The organism is Klebsiella sp. WP4-W18-ESBL-05, assembly GCF_014169075.1.
GTDB lineage: Bacteria > Pseudomonadota > Gammaproteobacteria > Enterobacterales > Enterobacteriaceae > Kluyvera > Kluyvera ascorbata_B.
Genome location: NZ_AP022057.1, coordinates 1728079 through 1746496 on the forward strand (window position 1 = coordinate 1728079; position 18418 = coordinate 1746496).

The following is an 18418-nucleotide window of genomic DNA, read 5'->3' on the forward strand; positions in this document are numbered from 1 at the left end:
ATGATATGCTGCACTGGTTTTCGATACGGCCCATCAGGAGGAATCATGGATCACCGTCTACTTGAAATTATTGCCTGCCCGGTTTGCAACGGCAAACTCTACTATAGCCAGGACAAGCAAGAACTGATTTGCAAAATTGATAATCTGGCGTTTCCCCTGCGTGACGGTATCCCCGTATTGCTGGAAAACGAAGCCCGCGTTTTAGCTGCAGAAGAGAACCGACCATGAGTTTCGTTGTGATTATTCCGGCGCGCTTTGCTTCTACGCGCCTGCCGGGCAAACCGCTGCAGGACATCAACGGCAAACCGATGATTGTGCACGTGCTGGAGCGCGCGCGCGAATCCGGTGCCGAGCGTATCATTGTCGCCACCGACCATCCCGACGTTGCAAAAGCCGTTGAAGCGGCGGGCGGGGAAGTCTGCATGACCCGCGCCGATCACCAGTCTGGTACCGAACGCCTGGCGGAAGTGGTAGAGAAGTGTGGTTTCAGCGACGACACGGTGATCGTCAACGTGCAGGGCGATGAGCCGATGATCCCGGCGGTCATTATTCGTCAGGTGGCTGAAAACCTCGCTGCCAGCCATTCCGGCATGGCGACGCTGGCGGTACCGATTCACGATGCGGAAGAAGCCTTTAACCCGAATGCGGTGAAAGTGGTGATGGACAAAGACGGCTATGCGCTTTATTTCTCCCGTGCGACTATCCCGTGGGACCGCGATCGCTTCGCCAAAAGTCGCGACGAGATTGGTGACACCCTGCTGCGCCACATTGGTATCTATGGCTACCGCGCCGGGTTTATTCGCCGCTATGTCAACTGGGCGCCAAGCCCGCTGGAGCACATTGAGATGCTCGAGCAGCTGCGCGTGTTGTGGTACGGAGAAAAAATCCACGTTGCCGTCGCCAAAGAAGTGCCGGGGACAGGCGTTGATACGCCGGAAGATCTGGCCCGCGTTCGCGCCGAACTGAAGTAGTCCTGCCGCCCCCTTGCCACAAGGGGGCGCCTCCCGTCGGGTATTTCCTCTCTTTCTGTTGCAATTTTGATCTTGTCTGGTGAAATTCACCCTTCATATGCTCATTATGAAAGCAATGGCTTTCATAGGGGTAATCTGACATGGAACAGCTACGTGTAGAACTCAGCCATCTGTTGGGTGAATCGCTCAGCCGCGTGGAGTGCATTAATGAGCAGGCGGATACGGCGCTGTGGTCGCTGTATGATGCTGAAGGTAACCCGCTGCCGCTGCTGGCGCGCAGCTTTTCATCCCCCGGCGTGGCGCGCCAGCTGGCGTGGAAAATCTCGACTCTTGCGCGCCAGGGCACCGTACGTATGCCCGTGGTTTACGGCATCATGACCCATGAAGAACATCCCGGACCCGATGTCCTGCTGCTAGAGCGCCTGCGCGGCGTCGCCGTTGAAGCACCGACGCGCAGCCCGCAACGCTGGGATGCGCTCAAAGATCAAATTGTCGAAGCGCTGCTGGCCTGGCACCGCGTGGACAGCGCTGGCTGCGTCGGCTTTGTCGATAGCGCTCAGGAAAACAGCTGGCCGAACTGGTATCGCCAGCGAATTGAAGTGCTGTGGGGGACGCTGAATCTGTACCAGAACACCGGCCTGACGATGCAGGATAAGCGGCTGCTGTTCCGCACCCGCGAATGCCTGGATGCGCTTTTTGAGGACTTTAACGACAACTGCGTGTTAATCCATGGCCACCTGACGCTGCGCAGCATGCTGAAGGACTCGCGGAGTGACCAACTGTTAGCCATGGTAGGCCCGGGGCCGATTTTATGGGCCCCGCGCGAATATGAACTGTTCCGGCTGCATGAAAGCCCGCAGGCTGAACAGCTGTTGTGGCGCTATCTCCAGCGCGCGCCGGTCGCCGAGGGGTTTATGTGGCGGCGCTGGCTCTACCTGCTGTGGGACGAAGTCGACAGGCTGGTGAATACGGGTAAATTCAGCCGTGATAATGTCGATTTGGCGGCGAAATCACTGCGCCCCTGGCTTGTCTGAATCGGCTTTCAGCCATTGCCAGATACGCCCCAGCGTTTCATAGCCCACCCGGTCGCTGTGCATCAGCCACACCGGTGAGGGAATCATGCGCTCCCACGGGTTCAACGGCGAGGCGATCGCCAGCTGATTAGCCGGTGCAGGCAGCGGGTGAAGGCCCGCCTGTTGGAAGAAAATCATGGCTCGCGGCAGGTGTGATGCCGACGTCACCAGCAGGAACGGCGCCTCGCCAATGGCGGCCTTCACGGCGCTGGCTTCTTCTTCGGTGTCTTTCGGCGTATCGAGGACAATAATGGCATTGCGCGGCACCCCGAGGCTTTCGGCGACGCGCGCCCCCGCTTCGGCGGTGCTGACCGGGTTAGTCAGCGCTCGCGCCCCGGTAAAGATCAGCTTCGCTCCGGGGTTGGCCTGCCACAGCCGAATGCCCTCCGCCAGGCGGGGCAGACTGTTGCTGATCAGGTTTGAACTTGGCGCCCATTCGGTATTCCACGTATACCCGCCCCCGAGTACGACCACATACTGAACCGGCTGTTCGCCGCGCCAGGTAGGATACGTATCTTCAATCGGCTTGAGCAAGCCGTCGGCCACCGGCTGGAGGCTTAGCAGGAGTAAAAAAAGCCAGCCGAGGGTAATGGCGCTTTTGCCCAGCTTCTGGAAGCGGGTAAACCAGACCAGGACAATTCCTAAACCGATGAATGAAAGGAGGAGAGGCAGCGGCAGCATCATCCCGCCGATGAACTTTTTCAGCATAAAAAGCATTCTGTAGCGTACCTTTTTTAACCATCTGACCGCATGAATGCAGGGATATTACACCAGATAGCTTCATTCTCGCCGTGGGTGTGACAAAATAGACCCTTTGTGGCTGGCGAAGTAAGGACATCCCGTGCAGGATCGCAATTTCGATGACATTGCGGAAAAGTTTTCGCGCAATATATACGGCACCACTAAGGGCCAACTGCGTCAGGCTATTCTGTGGCAGGATCTTGATGCGCTGCTCGCAACCCTGGGTTCGCAGCCGCTGCGTATTCTGGACGCCGGCGGCGGGGAAGGCCAGACGGCGATCAAAATGGCGCAGCGTGGTCACCATGTGACGCTGTGCGATCTGTCTGCTGAAATGATCGCCCGGGCAAGCCAGGCAGCCAGCGACAAAGGTGTGAGCCACAACATGCATTTCATACAATGCGCGGCGCAGGACGTGGCCGGGCATTTGGAAAGCCCGGTTGATCTGATATTGTTTCACGCTGTACTGGAGTGGGTGGCTGAACCACAGGCGGTATTAAAAACGCTGTGGTCGGTGCTTCGCCCGGGCGGCGCATTATCATTAATGTTCTACAATGCAAACGGCCTGTTGATGCACAACATGGTAGCGGGCAACTTTGACTACGTCGTTGCCGGCATGCCGAAAAAGAAAAAGCGTACGCTGTCGCCGAACTATCCGCGCGACCCGCAGCAGGTCTACGGCTGGCTGGAAGAGATCGGCTGGCGCATTAACGGGAAAACCGGCGTGCGGGTGTTTCATGACTATTTGCGCGATAAGCATAAACAGCAGGACAGCTATGACATCCTGCTCGAGCTGGAAACGCGCTATTGCCGTCAGGAACCTTACGTCAGCCTGGGGCGCTACATTCATGTCACCGCGCTTAAGCCGCAGACAGAAACAAGGATAAACGATGAGTGAATTTTCCCAGACAGTCCCCGAACTGGTTGCCTGGGCCAGAAAAAATGATTTCGCCATTTCGCTACCCGTCGATAGGCTCTCATTTTTGCTGGCCGTCGCAACGCTGAACGGTGAACGGCTGGAAGGTGAAATGACGGAAGGCGAGCTGGTGGATGCGTTCCGTCACGTCAGTGATGCGTTTGAGCAAACCAGTGAAACCATCGGTACGCGTGCGAATAACGCGATTAACGATCTGGTTCGCCAGCGTCTGCTGAACCGCTTTACCAGCGAAGTCACAGAAGGAAACGCCATCTATCGTCTGACGCCGCTGGGCATTGGCATTACCGACTACTATATTCGTCAGCGCGAGTTCTCCACGCTGCGTCTGTCGATGCAGCTGTCGATCGTCGCCGGCGAACTGAAGCGAGCCGCCGATGCGGCGGAAGAGGGCGGCGATGAATTCCATTGGCACCGTAACGTCTATGCGCCGTTGAAATATTCGGTAGCGGAGATTTTCGACAGTATCGACCTCACGCAACGCATCATGGATGAACAGCAGCAATCGGTGAAAGACGATATCGCCCAGTTGCTGAATAAAGACTGGCGCGCGGCGATCTCCAGCTGTGAGCTGTTGCTGTCTGAAACCTCCGGCACCCTGCGCGAGCTGCAGGATACGCTGGACGCGGCGGGCGATAAGCTGCAGGCCAACCTGCTGCGCATTCAGGATGCCACGCTCAGCCATAACGATTTGCATTTTGTCGATCGGCTGGTGTTCGATCTGCAAAGCAAGCTCGACCGCATCGTCAGCTGGGGACAGCAGGCCATCGACCTGTGGATCGGCTACGACCGCCACGTCCACAAATTTATCCGTACCGCGATTGATATGGATAAAAACCGCGTCTTCGCTCAGCGTCTGCGCCAGTCGGTGCAGTCCTACTTTGATGCGCCGTGGGCCCTGACCTACGCCAGCGCCGATCGTCTGCTGGATATGCGCGATGAAGAGATGACGCTGCGCGACGAAGAGGTCACCGGGGAACTTCCGCCGGACTTAGAGTACGAAGAATTTAACGAAATCCGCGAACAGCTTGCCGCGCTGATTGAAGAACAGCTGGCTATCTATAAAACCAAACAGCTGCCGCTGGACCTCGGTCTGGTGGTGAAAGAGTACCTGGTACAGTATCCGCGTGCGCGGCACTTCGACGTGGCGCGTATTGTGGTGGACCAGGCGGTTCGTTTGGGCGTCGCGCAAGCAGATTTCACCGGACTGCCGGCCAAATGGCAGGCAATTAATGATTACGGAGCCAAGGTACAGGCGCATGTCATCGACAAATATTGAACAAGTGATGCCGGTTAAACTGGCACAGGCCCTGGCCAACCCCCTTTTCCCTGCGCTGGATAGCGCGCTGCGTGCCGGTCGCCACATTGGCCTGGACGAGCTCGATAACCACGCCTTTTTGATGGATTTCCAGGAATACCTGGAAGAGTTTTATGCCCGCTATAACGTTGAACTTATTCGCGCGCCCGAAGGGTTTTTCTACCTGCGCCCGCGTTCGACGACGCTGATTCCGCGTTCGGTGCTGTCCGAGCTGGACATGATGGTCGGCAAAATTCTTTGCTACCTCTACCTCAGCCCGGAGCGCCTGGCGAATGAAGGCATCTTCACCCAGCAGGAGCTGTATGACGAGCTGCTGGCGTTGGCCGACGAAGCCAAGCTGCTGAAGCTGGTTAACAACCGTTCCACCGGCTCTGACCTTGACCGTCAGAAGCTGCAGGAGAAAGTGCGCTCGTCGCTCAACCGCCTGCGCCGCCTGGGCATGGTGTGGTTTATGGGCCATGACAGCAGCAAGTTTCGCATTACCGAGTCCGTGTTCCGCTTCGGCGCCGACGTGCGCTCCGGCGACGACGCGCGCGAAGCGCAACTGCGCATGATTCGCGACGGTGAAGCCATGGCGATTGAAAATCATCTGCAGCTCAATGACGAGAACGATGACCATCAGCAGGATAGCGGGGAGGAAGAGTAATGATCGAACGCGGTAAATTTCGTTCGCTAACGCTGATTAACTGGAACGGGTTCTTTGCCCGTACCTTCGATTTAGATGAACTGGTTACCACCCTCTCGGGCGGTAACGGGGCGGGTAAATCCACCACCATGGCGGCCTTCGTCACGGCGCTGATCCCCGATTTAACCCTGCTGCACTTCCGTAATACCACCGAAGCGGGCGCGACCAGCGGTTCACGCGATAAAGGCCTGCACGGTAAACTGAAGGCGGGCGTCTGCTACTCCGTGCTGGACGTCATGAACTCGCGCCACCAGCGCGTGGTGGTGGGCGTGCGTCTGCAGCAGGTTGCGGGACGCGACCGTAAAGTCGACATCAAACCGTTCGCCATTCAGGGGCTGCCGACCTCTATCCAGCCGACCCAACTGCTGACCGAGACGCTCAACGAGCGACAGGCGCGCGTGCTGACGCTGCAGGAGCTGAAAGATAAGCTCGAAGCCATCGAAGGCGTGCAGTTCAAGCAGTTCAACTCGATCACCGACTACCATGCGCTGATGTTTGATTTGGGCATCGTCGCGCGCCGCCTGCGTTCTGCAGCCGACCGTAGCAAGTTCTATCGTTTGATTGAGGCCTCGCTGTATGGCGGGATCTCCAGCGCCATTACCCGCTCGCTGCGTGACTACCTGCTGCCGGAAAACAGCGGCGTGCGTAAAGCCTTCCAGGATATGGAAGCGGCGCTGCGCGAAAACCGCATGACGCTGGAGGCGATTCGCGTTACTCAGTCTGACCGCGACCTGTTTAAGCACCTGATCTCGGAAGCGACCGACTACGTGGCCGCTGACTATATGCGCCACGCCAACGAGCGTCGGGTGCATCTGGATAAGGCGCTGGAGTACCGTCGCGAGCTGTTCACCTCCCGCTCGCAGCTGGCCGCGGAGCAGTACAAGCACGTCGAGATGGCGCGTGAGCTACAGGAGCACAACGGTGCGGAAGGCGATCTCGAAGCCGATCACCAGGCTGCCAGCGACCATCTCAACCTGGTGCAGACCGCACTGCGTCAGCAGGAAAAAATTGAACGCTATGAAGCGGACTTAGACGAGCTGCAAATTCGTCTGGAAGAACAGAACGAAGTGGTCGCGGAAGCTGCCGAAAAGCAGGAAGAAAACGAAGCCCGCGCCGAAGCCGCCGAACTGGAAGTGGATGAGCTGAAAAGCCAGCTTGCCGATTACCAGCAGGCGCTGGACGTACAGCAAACGCGCGCGATTCAGTACACCCAGGCCCTCCAGGCGCTGGAACGAGCAAAAGAACTGTGCCACCTGCCGGACCTAACGCCGGAAAGCGCCGGTGAATGGCTGGAAACCTTCCAGGCCAAAGAGCAGGAAGCGACGGAAAAACTGCTGTCGCTCGAGCAAAAAATGAGCGTGGCTGAAACGGCGCACAGTCAGTTTGAGCAAGCTTACCAACTGGTGGCGGCCATCAACGGTCCGCTGGCGCGTAATGAAGCCTGGGCCGTGGCACGAGAGCTGCTGCGCGACGGCGTGAATCAGCGCCATCTGGCAGAACAGGCGCAGCCGCTGCGCAGCCGTCTGAATGAGCTGGAACAGCGTCTGCGTGAACAGCAGGAGGCTGAGCGCCTGCTCGCTGACTTCTGTAAACGCCAGGGTAAACAGTACGATATTGACGATCTGGAAAACCTGCATCACGAGCTGGAAGCGCGTATTGCTGCGCTGAGCGACAGCGTCACCGACGCTCGCGAGCAGCGGTTGCAGCTGCGCCAGGAGCAGGAACAGCTGCAATCGCGGATCTCCGCGTTGATGCACCGTGCGCCGGTATGGCTGGCGGCGCAGAACAGCCTGAGCCAGCTGTGCGAGCAGAGCGGTGAACAGTTTGAGTCCAGCCAGGACGTGACCGAATATCTCCAGCAGCTGCTGGAGCGCGAGCGCGAAGCGATCGTTGAACGCGACGAAGTAGGGGCGCGTAAGCGTGCCGTTGACGACGAAATTGAGCGTTTAAGCCAGCCGGGTGGTTCTGAGGACCCGCGTTTGAACGCGCTCGCAGAACGTTTTGGCGGCGTGCTGCTGTCAGAAATTTACGACGACGTTAGCCTGGAAGATGCGCCGTACTTCTCCGCGCTGTACGGCCCGTCTCGACACGCTATCGTGGTGCCGGATCTGTCGCAGATCGCCGAGTATCTGGAAGGGCTGGAAGATTGCCCGGAAGATCTCTATCTCATTGAGGGGGATCCGCAGTCCTTTGATGACAGCGTATTCAGCGTCGATGAGCTGGAAAAAGCGGTGGTGGTGAAAATTGCCGATCGCCAGTGGCGCTACTCGCGCTTCCCGTCGCTGCCGCTGTTTGGTCGCGCGGCGCGCGAAAGCCGCATTGAAAGCCTGCACGCCGAGCGTGAAGTGCTGTCTGAGCGTTTCGCGACCCTGTCGTTTGACGTCCAGAAGACCCAGCGTCTGCACCAGGCGTTCAGCCGCTTTATCGGTAGTCATCTGTCGGTGGCGTTTGACGATGACCCGGAAGCCGAAATTCGTAAGCTGAATACTCGTCGCAACGAGCTGGAGCGTGCGCTCAGCAGCCACGAAAGCGATAACCAGCAGCAGCAGGTGCAGTACGAACAGGCAAAAGAGGGCGTTGCGCTGCTTAACCGCATCCTGCCGCGCCTGAGTCTGCTGGCCGATGAAACGCTGGCCGACCGCGTGGATGAAATTCAGGAGCGTCTGGATGAAGCGCAGGAAGCCGCGCGCTTTATTCAGCAGCACGGTAACCAACTGGCGAAGCTCGAGCCGATGGTCTCTGTACTACAGAGCGACCCGGAGCAGTTTGAACAACTGAAAGAAGACTATGCCTGGTCACAGCAGGTGCAGCGCGAAGCGCGTCAGCAGGCGTTTGCCCTGACGGAAGTCGTGCAGCGTCGCGCCCACTTTGGCTACTCCGACTCGGCGGAAATGCTGAGCGGCAATAGCGACCTGAACGAAAAACTGCGTGAGCGTCTGGCGCAGGCGGAAAGCGAGCGTAGCCGCGCGCGTGAAGCTATGCGTAGCCACGCCGCCCAGGTGAGTCAGTACAGCCAGGTACTGGCATCGCTGAAAAGCTCTTATGACACCAAGAAAGAGCTGCTCAACGATCTGTATAAAGAGCTGAAAGACATTGGCGTGCGCGCCGATGCGGGTGCCGAAGAGCGCGCGCGTATTCGCCGTGACGAGCTGCATGCGCAGTTGAGTAACAACCGCGCGCGTCGTAACCAGTTGGAAAAAGCGCTGACCTTCTGCGAAGCGGAGATGGATAACCTGACCCGCAGGCTGCGCAAGCTGGAGCGTGATTACCTCGAAATGCGCGAGCAGGTGGTGAGCGCGAAAGCGGGCTGGTGCGCGGTGATGCGTCTGGTGAAAGACAATAACGTCGAACGTCGTTTGCACCGTCGCGAGCTGGCCTATCTCTCCGCTGACGATCTGCGCTCGATGTCGGATAAGGCGCTGGGTGCGCTGCGTCTGGCGGTGGCGGATAACGAACATCTGCGCGATGTGCTGCGCATGTCGGAAGATCCGAAGCGTCCGGAGCGTAAGATTCAGTTCTTCGTCGCGGTGTACCAGCATCTGCGCGAACGTATCCGTCAGGATATTATTCGCACCGACGACCCGGTTGAAGCCATCGAGCAGATGGAAATTGAGCTGAGCCGTCTGACCGAAGAGCTGACCAATCGCGAGCAGAAGCTGGCCATCAGCTCCCGCAGCGTAGCGAACATTATCCGTAAAACCATCCAGCGCGAGCAGAACCGTATTCGCCAGCTGAACCAGGGCTTGCAGAGCGTGTCGTTTGGCCAGGTCAACAGCGTGCGTCTGAATGTGAACGTACGCGAAACCCACTCAATGCTGCTGGATGTGTTGTCAGAACAGCATGAACAGCATCAGGATCTGTTCAACAGCAACCGCCTGACCTTCTCGGAAGCGTTGGCGAAGCTGTACCAGCGCCTGAACCCGCAGATCGACATGGGGCAGCGTACGCCGCAGACTATCGGTGAAGAACTGCTCGACTACCGTAGCTATCTGGAGATGGAAGTTGAGGTTAACCGTGGTTCCGACGGCTGGCTGCGCGCGGAGTCCGGTGCGCTGTCCACCGGTGAAGCGATCGGTACCGGGATGTCGATTCTGGTGATGGTGGTACAGAGCTGGGAAGATGAAGCGCGGCGTTTGCGCGGTAAAGATTTGTCACCGTGTCGACTCCTGTTCCTCGATGAAGCAGCACGTCTGGATGCGCGTTCTATCGCCACGCTGTTCGAACTGTGTGAACGACTGGAAATGCAGCTTATCATCGCGGCGCCGGAAAACATCAGCCCGGAAAAAGGCACCACCTACAAGCTGGTACGTAAAGTGGTGAATAACCATGAACACGTCCACGTGGTAGGGCTGCGCGGCTTTGCCGCCCAGTTGCCGGAAACGCTGCCGGGTACCGCCGAGGCGTCACCGGCCGGATAACATTGCCGGATGGCGGTTTTGCCTTATCCGGCTGACAGGTATCGAACTGTGTAGGCCTGATAAGCGTAGCGCCATCAGGCAGGCCGTCCCGGAAGTTTGAATACGGAATGAAGGGCGACAGCGATGTCGCCCTTTTTGTTTTCTGCTTTTGGCCGCTAGCGCGTTATTATCTTTAGACTTCTTTACATTTGAGCGGGCAAAAAAGTTTTTGTCTTTATATACTGAAGGTAAGCCCACGTTAGGGGTCTTCGTATATTTAACAGGGGGCAAGGGATGTTGCTGAAAAAAGAAAATGGTCGTCGTTTGTCAGCCATGAGTTTGTGTCTGGCTATGACGTTTGCTCCACTGTTTACTGCCTTTGCGGACGAGCCTGAATTGGTTCCTTCTGACAGTACCGCAACGCCAGCAGACCAGTCGCCGGTGCTTCTGCACCCTGGCGCCCAATCGCCCGCAATGGCGAGCCTCACCGGTGCGCAACCGCTGGCCGAAGGGACGGCAGCAAAAAGCCGCGCCGAGCTTCTTGCCACGCTGCCTTCTGGCTACCAACCCGTCTATCTCAACCCGCTGGTGACGCTGTATGCCGCCCGCGAAATGAAGCCCATGTGGGAAAATCGCGAGGCGGTGCGCGCCTTCCAGCAGCAGCTGGCGGAGGTGGCGATTGCCGGTTTTCAGCCGCAGTTTACCCGCTGGGTTGAGCTGCTGACCGATCCCAGCGTCAACGGCATGGCGCGTGATGTGGTGCTTTCCGATGCGCTGATGGGCTATCTGCACTTTATCAGCGGTATCCCGGTACAGGGCAACCGCTGGCTGTATAGCGCTAAGCCGTATGCGCTGGCGACACCGCCGCTGTCGGTGATGAATCAATGGCAGCTCGCGTTGGACAACGGTTCGCTGCCGCAGTTTATTGCCGAGCTGGCACCCCAGCATCCGCAGTATGCAACGATGCATCAGGCGCTGTTGGCGCTAACCGGCGACGCGCGCCCGTGGCCGAAGCTGACCTCAACGGCGTCGCTGCGTCCAGGGCAGTGGAGCAGCGACGTGCCAGCGCTGCGCGAAATCCTCCAGCGTAACGGTATGCTGGATAACGGCCCGGCGATTGCGCTGCCGGGCGATAATGTCGGTAAAACGAAAAAAACGGCGAAGAGCGGACCGCAGGCCTACGACCGTCAGCTGGTGGAGGCGGTGAAGCGCTTTCAGGCCGCTCAGGGGCTGGGGGCCGATGGAGTTATTGGAGCATCCACCCGGGACTGGCTGAACGTTTCCTCTGCTGAACGTGCCGGCGTGCTGGCGCTGAACATTCAGCGTTTGCGTCTGCTGCCGGGGAAAGTATCAACCGGCATTATGGTGAATATTCCGGCCTATTCGCTGGTGTACTACCTCAACGGCAGCGAAGCGCTGGCTTCGCGGGTGATTGTGGGCCGCCCCGATCGCAAAACGCCGATGATGAGCAGCGCACTGAATAACGTGGTGGTTAACCCGCCATGGAACGTGCCGCCGACGCTGGCGCGTAACGATATTCTGCCGAAACTGCGCAACGACCCGGGCTACCTTGAACGGCATAACTACACCGTGCTACGCGGCTGGAACAGCAAAGAAACCATCGATCCGTGGCGGGTTGACTGGTCTACCATCACGCCGTCAAATCTGCCGTTCCGCTTCCAGCAGGCGCCGGGAGAACACAATTCTCTGGGGCGCTATAAGTTTAATATGCCAAGCTCCGACGCCATTTATCTGCATGATACGCCTAACCATAATCTGTTCCAGAAAGATGTGCGGGCATTAAGTTCGGGCTGCGTGCGGGTAAATAAGGCCTCCGATCTGGCAAATATGTTGCTGCAGGATGCGGGCTGGAATGACGCGCGAATTTCTGATGCGCTGAAGGGCGGGAATACGCGATACGTGAATATCCGGCAGAATATTCCGGTTAATCTCTATTATCTGACCGCCTTTGTCGGCGCTGATGGTCAGACACAATATCGAACAGATATTTACAATTACGATATCACCGCGCGATCGGGTGCACAGATTTTGCCAAAAGCGGAACAATTGATCAGATAAATGAAGTAGTTCAGGTAATGTAGTTGTCGAACTAAAAGCGCAGATGCCAGCCCCGCAGGTCCAGGGCTGGCGGCTCTGCGCGGTAGGCCGCCTTGACGCTGGCTTTCATGCCCGGTAAGGTGCTTAACGTGCGCCAGAAGTGCATATATTTCGATTACATTACTGACTGTAGACCTGATTATCATGGACAAATTTGACGCTAATCGCCGCAAGCTGCTGGCGTTAGGTGGGGTTGCGCTCGGCGCTGCCGCCATCTTGCCCACGCCTGCGTTTGCAACCCTCTCGACCCCACGTCCGCGTATTTTAACGCTGAATAACCTGCATACAGGTGAGTTGATAAAAGCCGAGTTTTTTGACGGCCGAGGCTATATTCAGGATGAATTAGCAAAACTGAACCATTTTTTCCGTGACTATCGCGCGAATAAAATAAAGAGTATCGATCCTTCTTTGTTCGATCAGCTTTATCGCCTTCAGGGATTATTAGGAACAAATAAACCTGTGCAATTAATCTCCGGGTATCGTTCTATTGATACCAATACCGAGCTCAGAGCGCACAGCCGTGGGGTGGCTAAAAATAGCTATCACACGAAAGGTCAGGCAATGGATTTCCATATCGAAGGCGTTTCATTGAGTAATATACGCAAAGCCGCGTTATCTATGCGCGCAGGTGGTGTAGGATATTACCCACGAAGCAACTTTGTGCATATTGATACCGGTCCGGTCCGGCACTGGTAGCTCTACGCCAATCGTTCAGGCACATTGATGCGTTTGAACGGTGACGAGCCTAAACAGGAGCAACATGAATTATCGCATTATTCCGGTGACTGCGTTCGCGCAAAACTGTTCATTGATCTGGTGTGAGCAAACCAAACTGGCGGCGCTGGTCGATCCGGGCGGTGATGCCGAAACTATCAAGCAGCAGGTTGCTGAAGCGGGCGTAACGTTGCAGCAAATTTTGCTGACCCATGGTCATCTTGACCATGTGGGCGCGGCGGCCGAGCTGGCGCAGCACTACGGTGTGCCGATTATCGGGCCGGAAAAAGAAGATGAGTTCTGGTTGCAGGGGCTCCCTGCGCAAAGCCGGATGTTTGGCCTTGACGACTGTCAGCCGTTAACGCCGGACCGCTGGCTGAACGAAGGTGATGTGGTTAGCGTTGGTAACGTGAAGCTGCAGGTGTTGCACTGTCCGGGGCATACGCCGGGGCACGTGGTCTTCTTCGATGACCAGGCGCGTCTGCTGATCTCTGGCGATGTTCTGTTTAAGGGCGGCGTTGGGCGCAGTGATTTTCCGCGTGGCGACCACGCGCAGCTGATTGATGCTATCAAGCGTAAACTGCTGCCGCTGGGCGACGACGTGAAGTTTATTGCGGGCCACGGGCCGATGTCGACGCTGGGCTATGAACGGCAGCACAACCCGTTCCTGCAGGATGAACTTCCTGTCTGGTAAGTGATAATAAAAAAGGCCGCGAATGCGGCCTTTTTACTTTCTGGTGACGTCTGCAAGACATAGCCGAATGGCGGCGTAAACGCCTCATCCGGCCTACGCGGTTACAGCACGGCGACGATGGCTTCGCACAGCGGCGCCATGTTGTCCGGCGTCATGCCTGCCACGTTGATGCGCCCGGAAGCGACGGCATAGATACCAAACTCTTCACGCAGACGCAGCACCTGATCTTTGGTCAGGCCACTGAATGAGAACATCCCGTTCTGTTTGGTGATGAAGGTGAAGTCGCGGCTCGCGCCTTTTTCCTGCAGCGTGTTCACAAACAGCAGACGCATGCGCTGAATGCGCTGGCGCATATCGGTCAGCTCTTGTTCCCAGATGGCGCGCAGCGCGTCGTTGCTGAGAATGGTCGCCACCACGGAGGCACCGTGAGCCGGCGGGTTAGAGTAGTTGGCGCGGATAACGGCTTTCATCTGGCTGAAGGCGCGATCGGCGGTATCGGCATCGGCGGTCACCAGGGTGCAGGCGCCAACGCGTTCGTTATACAGGCCGAAGTTTTTCGAGTAAGAGCTCGCGACGATCAGCTCTTTATGCAGCGCGGCGAACGCGCGAAGACCTTCAGCATCTTCTTCCAGACCGCGGGCGAAGCCCTGGTAGGCGAAGTCGAACAGCGGCAGCCAGCCTTTTTCGATGGACAGGGTAGCCAACTGCTGCCACTGCTCCAGCGTAGGATCGATGCCGGTTGGGTTATGGCAGCAGCCGTGGAACAGCACTACGTCACCGGCCTGAGCGTCGCTCAGGCTTGCCAGCAGGCCGTCAAAGTTGAGGGCGTGTTTTTCGGCGTCATAGTAATCATATTCGCGTACTTCGAGGCCAGCAGCGCCGAAGACGCTTTTGTGGTTCGGCCAGCTCGGGTTGCTTACCCAAACGCGCTTCACGTCAGTGTTTTTTGCGAGGAAGTCCGCCGCTACGCGCAGGGCGCCGGTACCGCCAGGCGTCTGAGCGGTGCGCGCACGTTTATCGCTGATGATGCTGTTGCCTTTGCCGAACAGCAGCTCCTGCGTGCAGCGGCCAAACTCAGGAATACCATCAATACCGAGATAGTTTTTGGTCGTTTCATTCTCCAGCAGATACTGCTCAGCTTTTTTAACGCTGGTCAGCACCGGCGTCTTGCCGGTTTCATCTTTATAAACACCAATCCCGAGATTGATTTTTCCCGGGCGTTCGTCGGCGCGAAACAGATCGGCCAGGCCCAGAATCGGGTCGGCAGGGGCGGCGGTAATGTTCTCAAACATGACGAGGTTCCATTAATAAGTTCTGGGGAAATCCGCTATCAGGTTAACGGCAGATTTACAAAATGCCAACCGTTAGAGACTAAAAGCGCGAAGCTTTTCAAAAGTTGCGATCTTCCTCTCTTGAACGCAAAAAAGCAGGACCGAAGTCCTGCTTTTGAGGCATATAGCAGCGAGGGTCTGCTGATTAGAACTGGTAAACGATACCCACAGCAGCCTGATCGTCGGTCGCCAGACCGGTAGCTGCACTGTAAGCGTTGTCGTCCAGCAGGTTGAACTTGTACGCCGCGTAGACGTTCATGTTCTTGTTGAAGTAGTACCAGGTACCCACTTCGATGTATTTAACCAGGTCAGCATCGCCGCCTTTGAAGCCAGTGCCTACACGTTCATGCAGGTCTTTACCTTTAGACTGTACGTAGCCGATGGACGGACGCAGACCGAAGTCGAACTGGTACTGAACCACTGCTTCGATGTTCTGCGTTTTTTCAGCAAAGTTGCCGTCGTTTTCACGAGTCATGTTCAGAGTCTGAGCATACATGACAGCAGCATAAACATTGTTTGCATCATATTTGAATGCTGTGGACCATGCTTCCGCTTTGCTACCATCTGCGCTTGCATTCCCGTAAACCAAACCAGCGTTAGGACCGGATGGAACGGTGAAGGTTTTCGGATTAACCTGGGCGTTAGTGCGGTCTGCAACTTCATAACCAGCAGCAAATGCCATGCCGTTACCGAAGTCGTATTGTGCAGATGTGCTGAAGCCGTCGCCGTTTGCTTTCGCGCCGTTACCGGTCAGGCTGTAGCTCTGTGCTGCGCCGCTGTTATCATCGTAGTCAACAGTAATTGGGCTGTTACGATCATTTTTTCCCTGGTACTGCAACGCGAAGCTTAGACCATCAACCAGACCGAAGAAATCGCTGTTACGGTAGGTCAGCAGGCCGGAAGAACGACCGTTCATGAAGTTGTCGGTAGCAGCCCAAGAGTCGCCGCCCCACTCAACCAGCATATCGGTGTAAGCTGCGACGTCGTAGATAGCGCCGTAGTTACGACCGTAGTCCAGAGAACCTGCATCGCCAAATTTCAGACCAGCGAACGCCAGACGAGTTTTGTTGCCCTGGGAGCCTTCCGCGTTGGAGGCGTCCATGTTGTATTCCCACTGACCGTAACCCATCAGTTGATCGTTGATCTGGGTTTCACCTTTGAAACCGATACGGGCATAGGTGGTGTCTTCGTTGCTGGTGTTACCGTTGGTGGTCCAAATGTGCTCACCAACTGCTTTACCGTAGAAGTCCAGTTTGTTGGCATTTTTGTTATAGATTTCGGCCGCGTTGGCCGCGCCAGCTACCAGCAGGGCAGGGATTACCACTGCCAGGATATTACGCTTCATCATTATTTATTACCCTCATTAGGTTTTTTTTTATAGACACTCGCCACTGCCGCCAATAACTTCCGTCAATAAAAATTTACGGAACTATTGATGATAGTTTGGTGTCTTTATGTGTCTGAGAGGCATCTTTCCATTCAAAACACCCTTTCGCCACCCTGAAAATGCTACAAACATCGAGAATGAGTAAGCAAAAGAAATAATGTGTAACTAAATGTGTATTTTAAGGAACTTTGTGAAGTACCTCAAAGTTCTGGGGTGGCGGAGATTAATTAAGCAGCAGCTTATCTATCAATATGAATTTTTTATCTTTTATTCGCATAACGCTTTTTCCTATCGCACAGAGCGGATGTGTGATCATTTCGTTATGATATTTTTTAGCCGTCTGGATAGCTGTCGTTTTGAACAAAAAACGTGCTAAGCGCAAGGTGATTCTTAGGTGCAATAAGAATTAGTGTGTTTTTTGTACAGTTTTATTTCTGCGAAATGTGATGTAACAAACAGCGCGCGGCAAGGTGTTGATGTTTAGGTTTGTTAAAATTAATAAAGATTTCTTTACATGAGCAGTAAAAAAAAGGCCAGCGCGAACGGCTGGCCTTGAAGAGACGTCGGACTTTAGAAACTGGCGTTACGCGGCGTTCTTGGGAACGGAATTACATCGCGAACGTTCTGTACGCCGGTGACGTAGGCAATCAAGCGTTCGAAGCCCAGGCCAAAGCCGGAGTGCGGTACGGTGCCGTAACGACGCAGGTCACGGTACCACCAGTAGTCTTCTTTATTAAGGCCCATTTCGGCCATGCGCGCATCGAGCACGTCCAGACGCTCTTCACGCTGGGAGCCCCCGATGATTTCACCAATGCCCGGAGCCAGAACGTCCATTGCGGCAACGGTTTTACCGTCTTCATTAAGACGCATATAGAAGGCTTTGATCTCTTTCGGGTAGTTTTTCACTACGACCGGCGCTTTGAAGTGTTCTTCGGCCAGGTAGCGCTCGTGCTCAGAGGAAAGGTCCACACCCCAGTAAACCGGGTTTTCGAACTGCTTGCCGCAGTTTTCCAGAATGGTTACCGCGTCGGTGTAGTCGACCTGCGCGAAATCGGCGGATACGAAACGCTGCAGACGATCGACCGCGTCTTTATCGACGCGTTCAGCGAAGAATTTCATGTCGTCGGCACGTTCTTCAAGCACGGCTTTGAAGACATACTTCAGCATGGCTTCCGCCAGACGGGCGTTATCTTCCAGATCGGCAAACGCCACTTCCGGTTCCAGCATCCAGAATTCCGCCAGGTGACGGCTGGTGTTGGAGTTTTCTGCACGGAAGGTCGGGCCGAAGGTGTAGATTTTTGACAGCGCACAGGCGTAGGTTTCGCCGTTCAGCTGGCCGGAAACGGTCAGGAAGGCTTCTTTGCCGAAGAAATCTTTATCGTAATCGACTTTGCCTTGATCGTTACGCGGCAGGTTTTCCATGTCCAGCGTGGACACGCGGAACATTTCGCCAGCGCCTTCGGTATCGGAAGCGGTAATCAGCGGGGTGGAAACCCAGAAGAAACCCTGTTCGTCGAAGAAACGGTGCAGCGCCTGCGCCAGCGTGTGGCGAACGCGGGCAACCGCGCCAATCAGGTTGGTACGCGGACGCATATGCGCGACTTCACGCAGATACTCAATGCTGTGGCGTTTCGCCGCCATCGGGTAGGTGTCGGGATCTTCAACCCAACCGGTGACTTCTACGCTGGCAGCCTGAATTTCAAAGCTCTGGCCTTGACCCTGAGACGCGACCACTTTACCGGTGACAATCACCGAGCAGCCGGTGGTCAGGCGCAGGACTTCGTCATTGTAATTGGGCAGAGAATTATTAATAACGGCCTGTACAGGATCAAAGCAGGAACCGTCATAGACGGCGAGGAAGGAAAAGCCAGCTTTTGAATCTCGGCGGGTACGTACCCAGCCGCGCACGGTGACTTCGCTGTCAACGGCTACGCGGCCCTGGAGTACGTCGGCTACAGGCACAACGCTCATAATAGTCTCTCTATTCGTAGTCCAATAAAAAAATCGTTTACCCCGGAACGGCGGGGGATATCTATGTTACCTGTCATCTTCCGTCAG

At 56.1% G+C, this 18418-nt stretch carries 14 protein-coding genes; 10 read left to right on the plus strand and 4 right to left on the minus strand.

What is annotated here, in order from left to right; all coding sequences use genetic code 11:
- Positions 1 to 45: 45 nt before the first annotated feature.
- The 3 genes from ycaR (at position 46) to H7R58_RS08270 (ending at position 2005) form a co-directional block, all read left to right on the plus strand.
- Positions 46 to 228, plus strand: coding sequence for a protein YcaR (gene ycaR / locus H7R58_RS08260; protein WP_106928826.1), 183 nt, complete (start codon positions 46 to 48; stop codon positions 226 to 228).
- Positions 225 to 971 carry a 3-deoxy-manno-octulosonate cytidylyltransferase gene (kdsB, locus tag H7R58_RS08265; RefSeq protein WP_106928825.1) on the plus strand — a complete coding sequence of 249 codons (747 nt, stop codon included), beginning with the start codon at positions 225 to 227 and terminating at the stop codon, positions 969 to 971. The genes ycaR and kdsB overlap by 4 nt, the downstream gene beginning before the upstream one ends.
- A gap of 140 nt (positions 972 to 1111) precedes the next feature.
- A complete protein-coding gene (locus tag H7R58_RS08270; RefSeq protein ID WP_182929181.1) occupies positions 1112 to 2005 on the plus strand; it encodes a YcbJ family phosphotransferase in 894 nt (297 codons plus the stop codon).
- On the opposite strand, the gene elyC is transcribed toward H7R58_RS08270, so the two are convergent.
- The gene (gene elyC, locus H7R58_RS08275; protein ID WP_182929180.1) at positions 1982 to 2761 is read right to left on the minus strand and encodes an envelope biogenesis factor ElyC; all 780 of its coding nucleotides are present in this window, start codon (positions 2759 to 2761) and stop codon (positions 1982 to 1984) included. The genes H7R58_RS08270 and elyC overlap by 24 nt on opposite strands.
- Positions 2762 to 2885: 124 nt before the next feature.
- Here elyC and cmoM point away from each other — a divergent pair, with 124 nt between their 5' ends.
- The 7 genes from cmoM (at position 2886) to H7R58_RS08310 (ending at position 13642) form a co-directional block, all read left to right on the plus strand.
- Positions 2886 to 3680 carry a tRNA uridine 5-oxyacetic acid(34) methyltransferase CmoM gene (gene cmoM, locus H7R58_RS08280; RefSeq protein WP_106928820.1) on the plus strand — a complete coding sequence of 265 codons (795 nt, stop codon included), beginning with the start codon at positions 2886 to 2888 and terminating at the stop codon, positions 3678 to 3680.
- Entirely contained in the window at positions 3673 to 4995 is a 1323-nt protein-coding gene (gene mukF / locus H7R58_RS08285; protein WP_106928818.1) for a chromosome partition protein MukF, read from the plus strand. The genes cmoM and mukF overlap by 8 nt, the downstream gene beginning before the upstream one ends.
- Positions 4976 to 5680, plus strand: coding sequence for a chromosome partition protein MukE (gene mukE / locus H7R58_RS08290; RefSeq protein ID WP_106928817.1), 705 nt, complete (start codon positions 4976 to 4978; stop codon positions 5678 to 5680). The genes mukF and mukE overlap by 20 nt, the downstream gene beginning before the upstream one ends.
- The gene (mukB, locus tag H7R58_RS08295) at positions 5680 to 10137 is read left to right on the plus strand and encodes a chromosome partition protein MukB (RefSeq protein ID WP_182929179.1); all 4458 of its coding nucleotides are present in this window, start codon (positions 5680 to 5682) and stop codon (positions 10135 to 10137) included. The genes mukE and mukB overlap by 1 nt, the downstream gene beginning before the upstream one ends.
- 273 nt (positions 10138 to 10410) lie before the next feature.
- Positions 10411 to 12195, plus strand: a complete 1785-nt coding sequence (gene ldtD, locus H7R58_RS08300) for a L,D-transpeptidase (protein WP_182929178.1) — start codon at positions 10411 to 10413, stop codon at positions 12193 to 12195.
- A 183-nt stretch (positions 12196 to 12378) separates the two neighbouring features.
- The gene (locus tag H7R58_RS08305; RefSeq protein ID WP_106928812.1) at positions 12379 to 12930 is read left to right on the plus strand and encodes a YcbK family protein; all 552 of its coding nucleotides are present in this window, start codon (positions 12379 to 12381) and stop codon (positions 12928 to 12930) included.
- 64 nt (positions 12931 to 12994) lie between these two features.
- Positions 12995 to 13642, plus strand: a complete 648-nt coding sequence (locus H7R58_RS08310) for an MBL fold metallo-hydrolase (protein WP_182929177.1) — start codon at positions 12995 to 12997, stop codon at positions 13640 to 13642.
- A 101-nt stretch (positions 13643 to 13743) separates the two neighbouring features.
- On the opposite strand, the gene H7R58_RS08315 is transcribed toward H7R58_RS08310, so the two are convergent.
- From H7R58_RS08315 to asnS, 3 genes are all read right to left on the minus strand, one after another.
- Complete coding sequence (locus H7R58_RS08315; protein ID WP_106928808.1) at positions 13744 to 14934, minus strand: amino acid aminotransferase; 1191 nt, start codon at positions 14932 to 14934, stop codon at positions 13744 to 13746.
- Between the two features lie 184 nt (positions 14935 to 15118).
- Positions 15119 to 16321, minus strand: coding sequence for a porin (locus tag H7R58_RS08320; protein ID WP_106928806.1), 1203 nt, complete (start codon positions 16319 to 16321; stop codon positions 15119 to 15121).
- A 609-nt stretch (positions 16322 to 16930) separates the two neighbouring features.
- Positions 16931 to 18331 carry an asparagine--tRNA ligase gene (gene asnS / locus H7R58_RS08325; protein WP_106928804.1) on the minus strand — a complete coding sequence of 467 codons (1401 nt, stop codon included), beginning with the start codon at positions 18329 to 18331 and terminating at the stop codon, positions 16931 to 16933.
- Between the last annotated feature and the right edge of the window lie 87 nt (positions 18332 to 18418).

Excerpts from the sequence above, each read along its gene's own strand:
- H7R58_RS08305 (WP_106928812.1), top strand. The coding sequence starts at position 12,379 with ATGGACAAATTTGACGCTAATCGCCGCAAGCTGCTGGCGTTAGGTGGG.
- H7R58_RS08315 (WP_106928808.1), bottom strand. The coding sequence starts at position 14,934 with ATGTTTGAGAACATTACCGCCGCCCCTGCCGACCCGATTCTGGGCCTG.
- H7R58_RS08310 (WP_182929177.1), top strand. The coding sequence starts at position 12,995 with ATGAATTATCGCATTATTCCGGTGACTGCGTTCGCGCAAAACTGTTCA.
- mukE (WP_106928817.1), top strand. The coding sequence starts at position 4,976 with ATGTCATCGACAAATATTGAACAAGTGATGCCGGTTAAACTGGCACAG.
- ycaR (WP_106928826.1), top strand. The coding sequence starts at position 46 with ATGGATCACCGTCTACTTGAAATTATTGCCTGCCCGGTTTGCAACGGC.
- ldtD (WP_182929178.1), top strand. The coding sequence starts at position 10,411 with ATGTTGCTGAAAAAAGAAAATGGTCGTCGTTTGTCAGCCATGAGTTTG.
- asnS (WP_106928804.1), bottom strand. The coding sequence starts at position 18,331 with ATGAGCGTTGTGCCTGTAGCCGACGTACTCCAGGGCCGCGTAGCCGTT.
- kdsB (WP_106928825.1), top strand. The coding sequence starts at position 225 with ATGAGTTTCGTTGTGATTATTCCGGCGCGCTTTGCTTCTACGCGCCTG.
- mukF (WP_106928818.1), top strand. The coding sequence starts at position 3,673 with ATGAGTGAATTTTCCCAGACAGTCCCCGAACTGGTTGCCTGGGCCAGA.
- mukB (WP_182929179.1), top strand. The coding sequence starts at position 5,680 with ATGATCGAACGCGGTAAATTTCGTTCGCTAACGCTGATTAACTGGAAC.
- elyC (WP_182929180.1), bottom strand. The coding sequence starts at position 2,761 with ATGCTTTTTATGCTGAAAAAGTTCATCGGCGGGATGATGCTGCCGCTG.
- H7R58_RS08270 (WP_182929181.1), top strand. The coding sequence starts at position 1,112 with ATGGAACAGCTACGTGTAGAACTCAGCCATCTGTTGGGTGAATCGCTC.
- H7R58_RS08320 (WP_106928806.1), bottom strand. The coding sequence starts at position 16,321 with ATGATGAAGCGTAATATCCTGGCAGTGGTAATCCCTGCCCTGCTGGTA.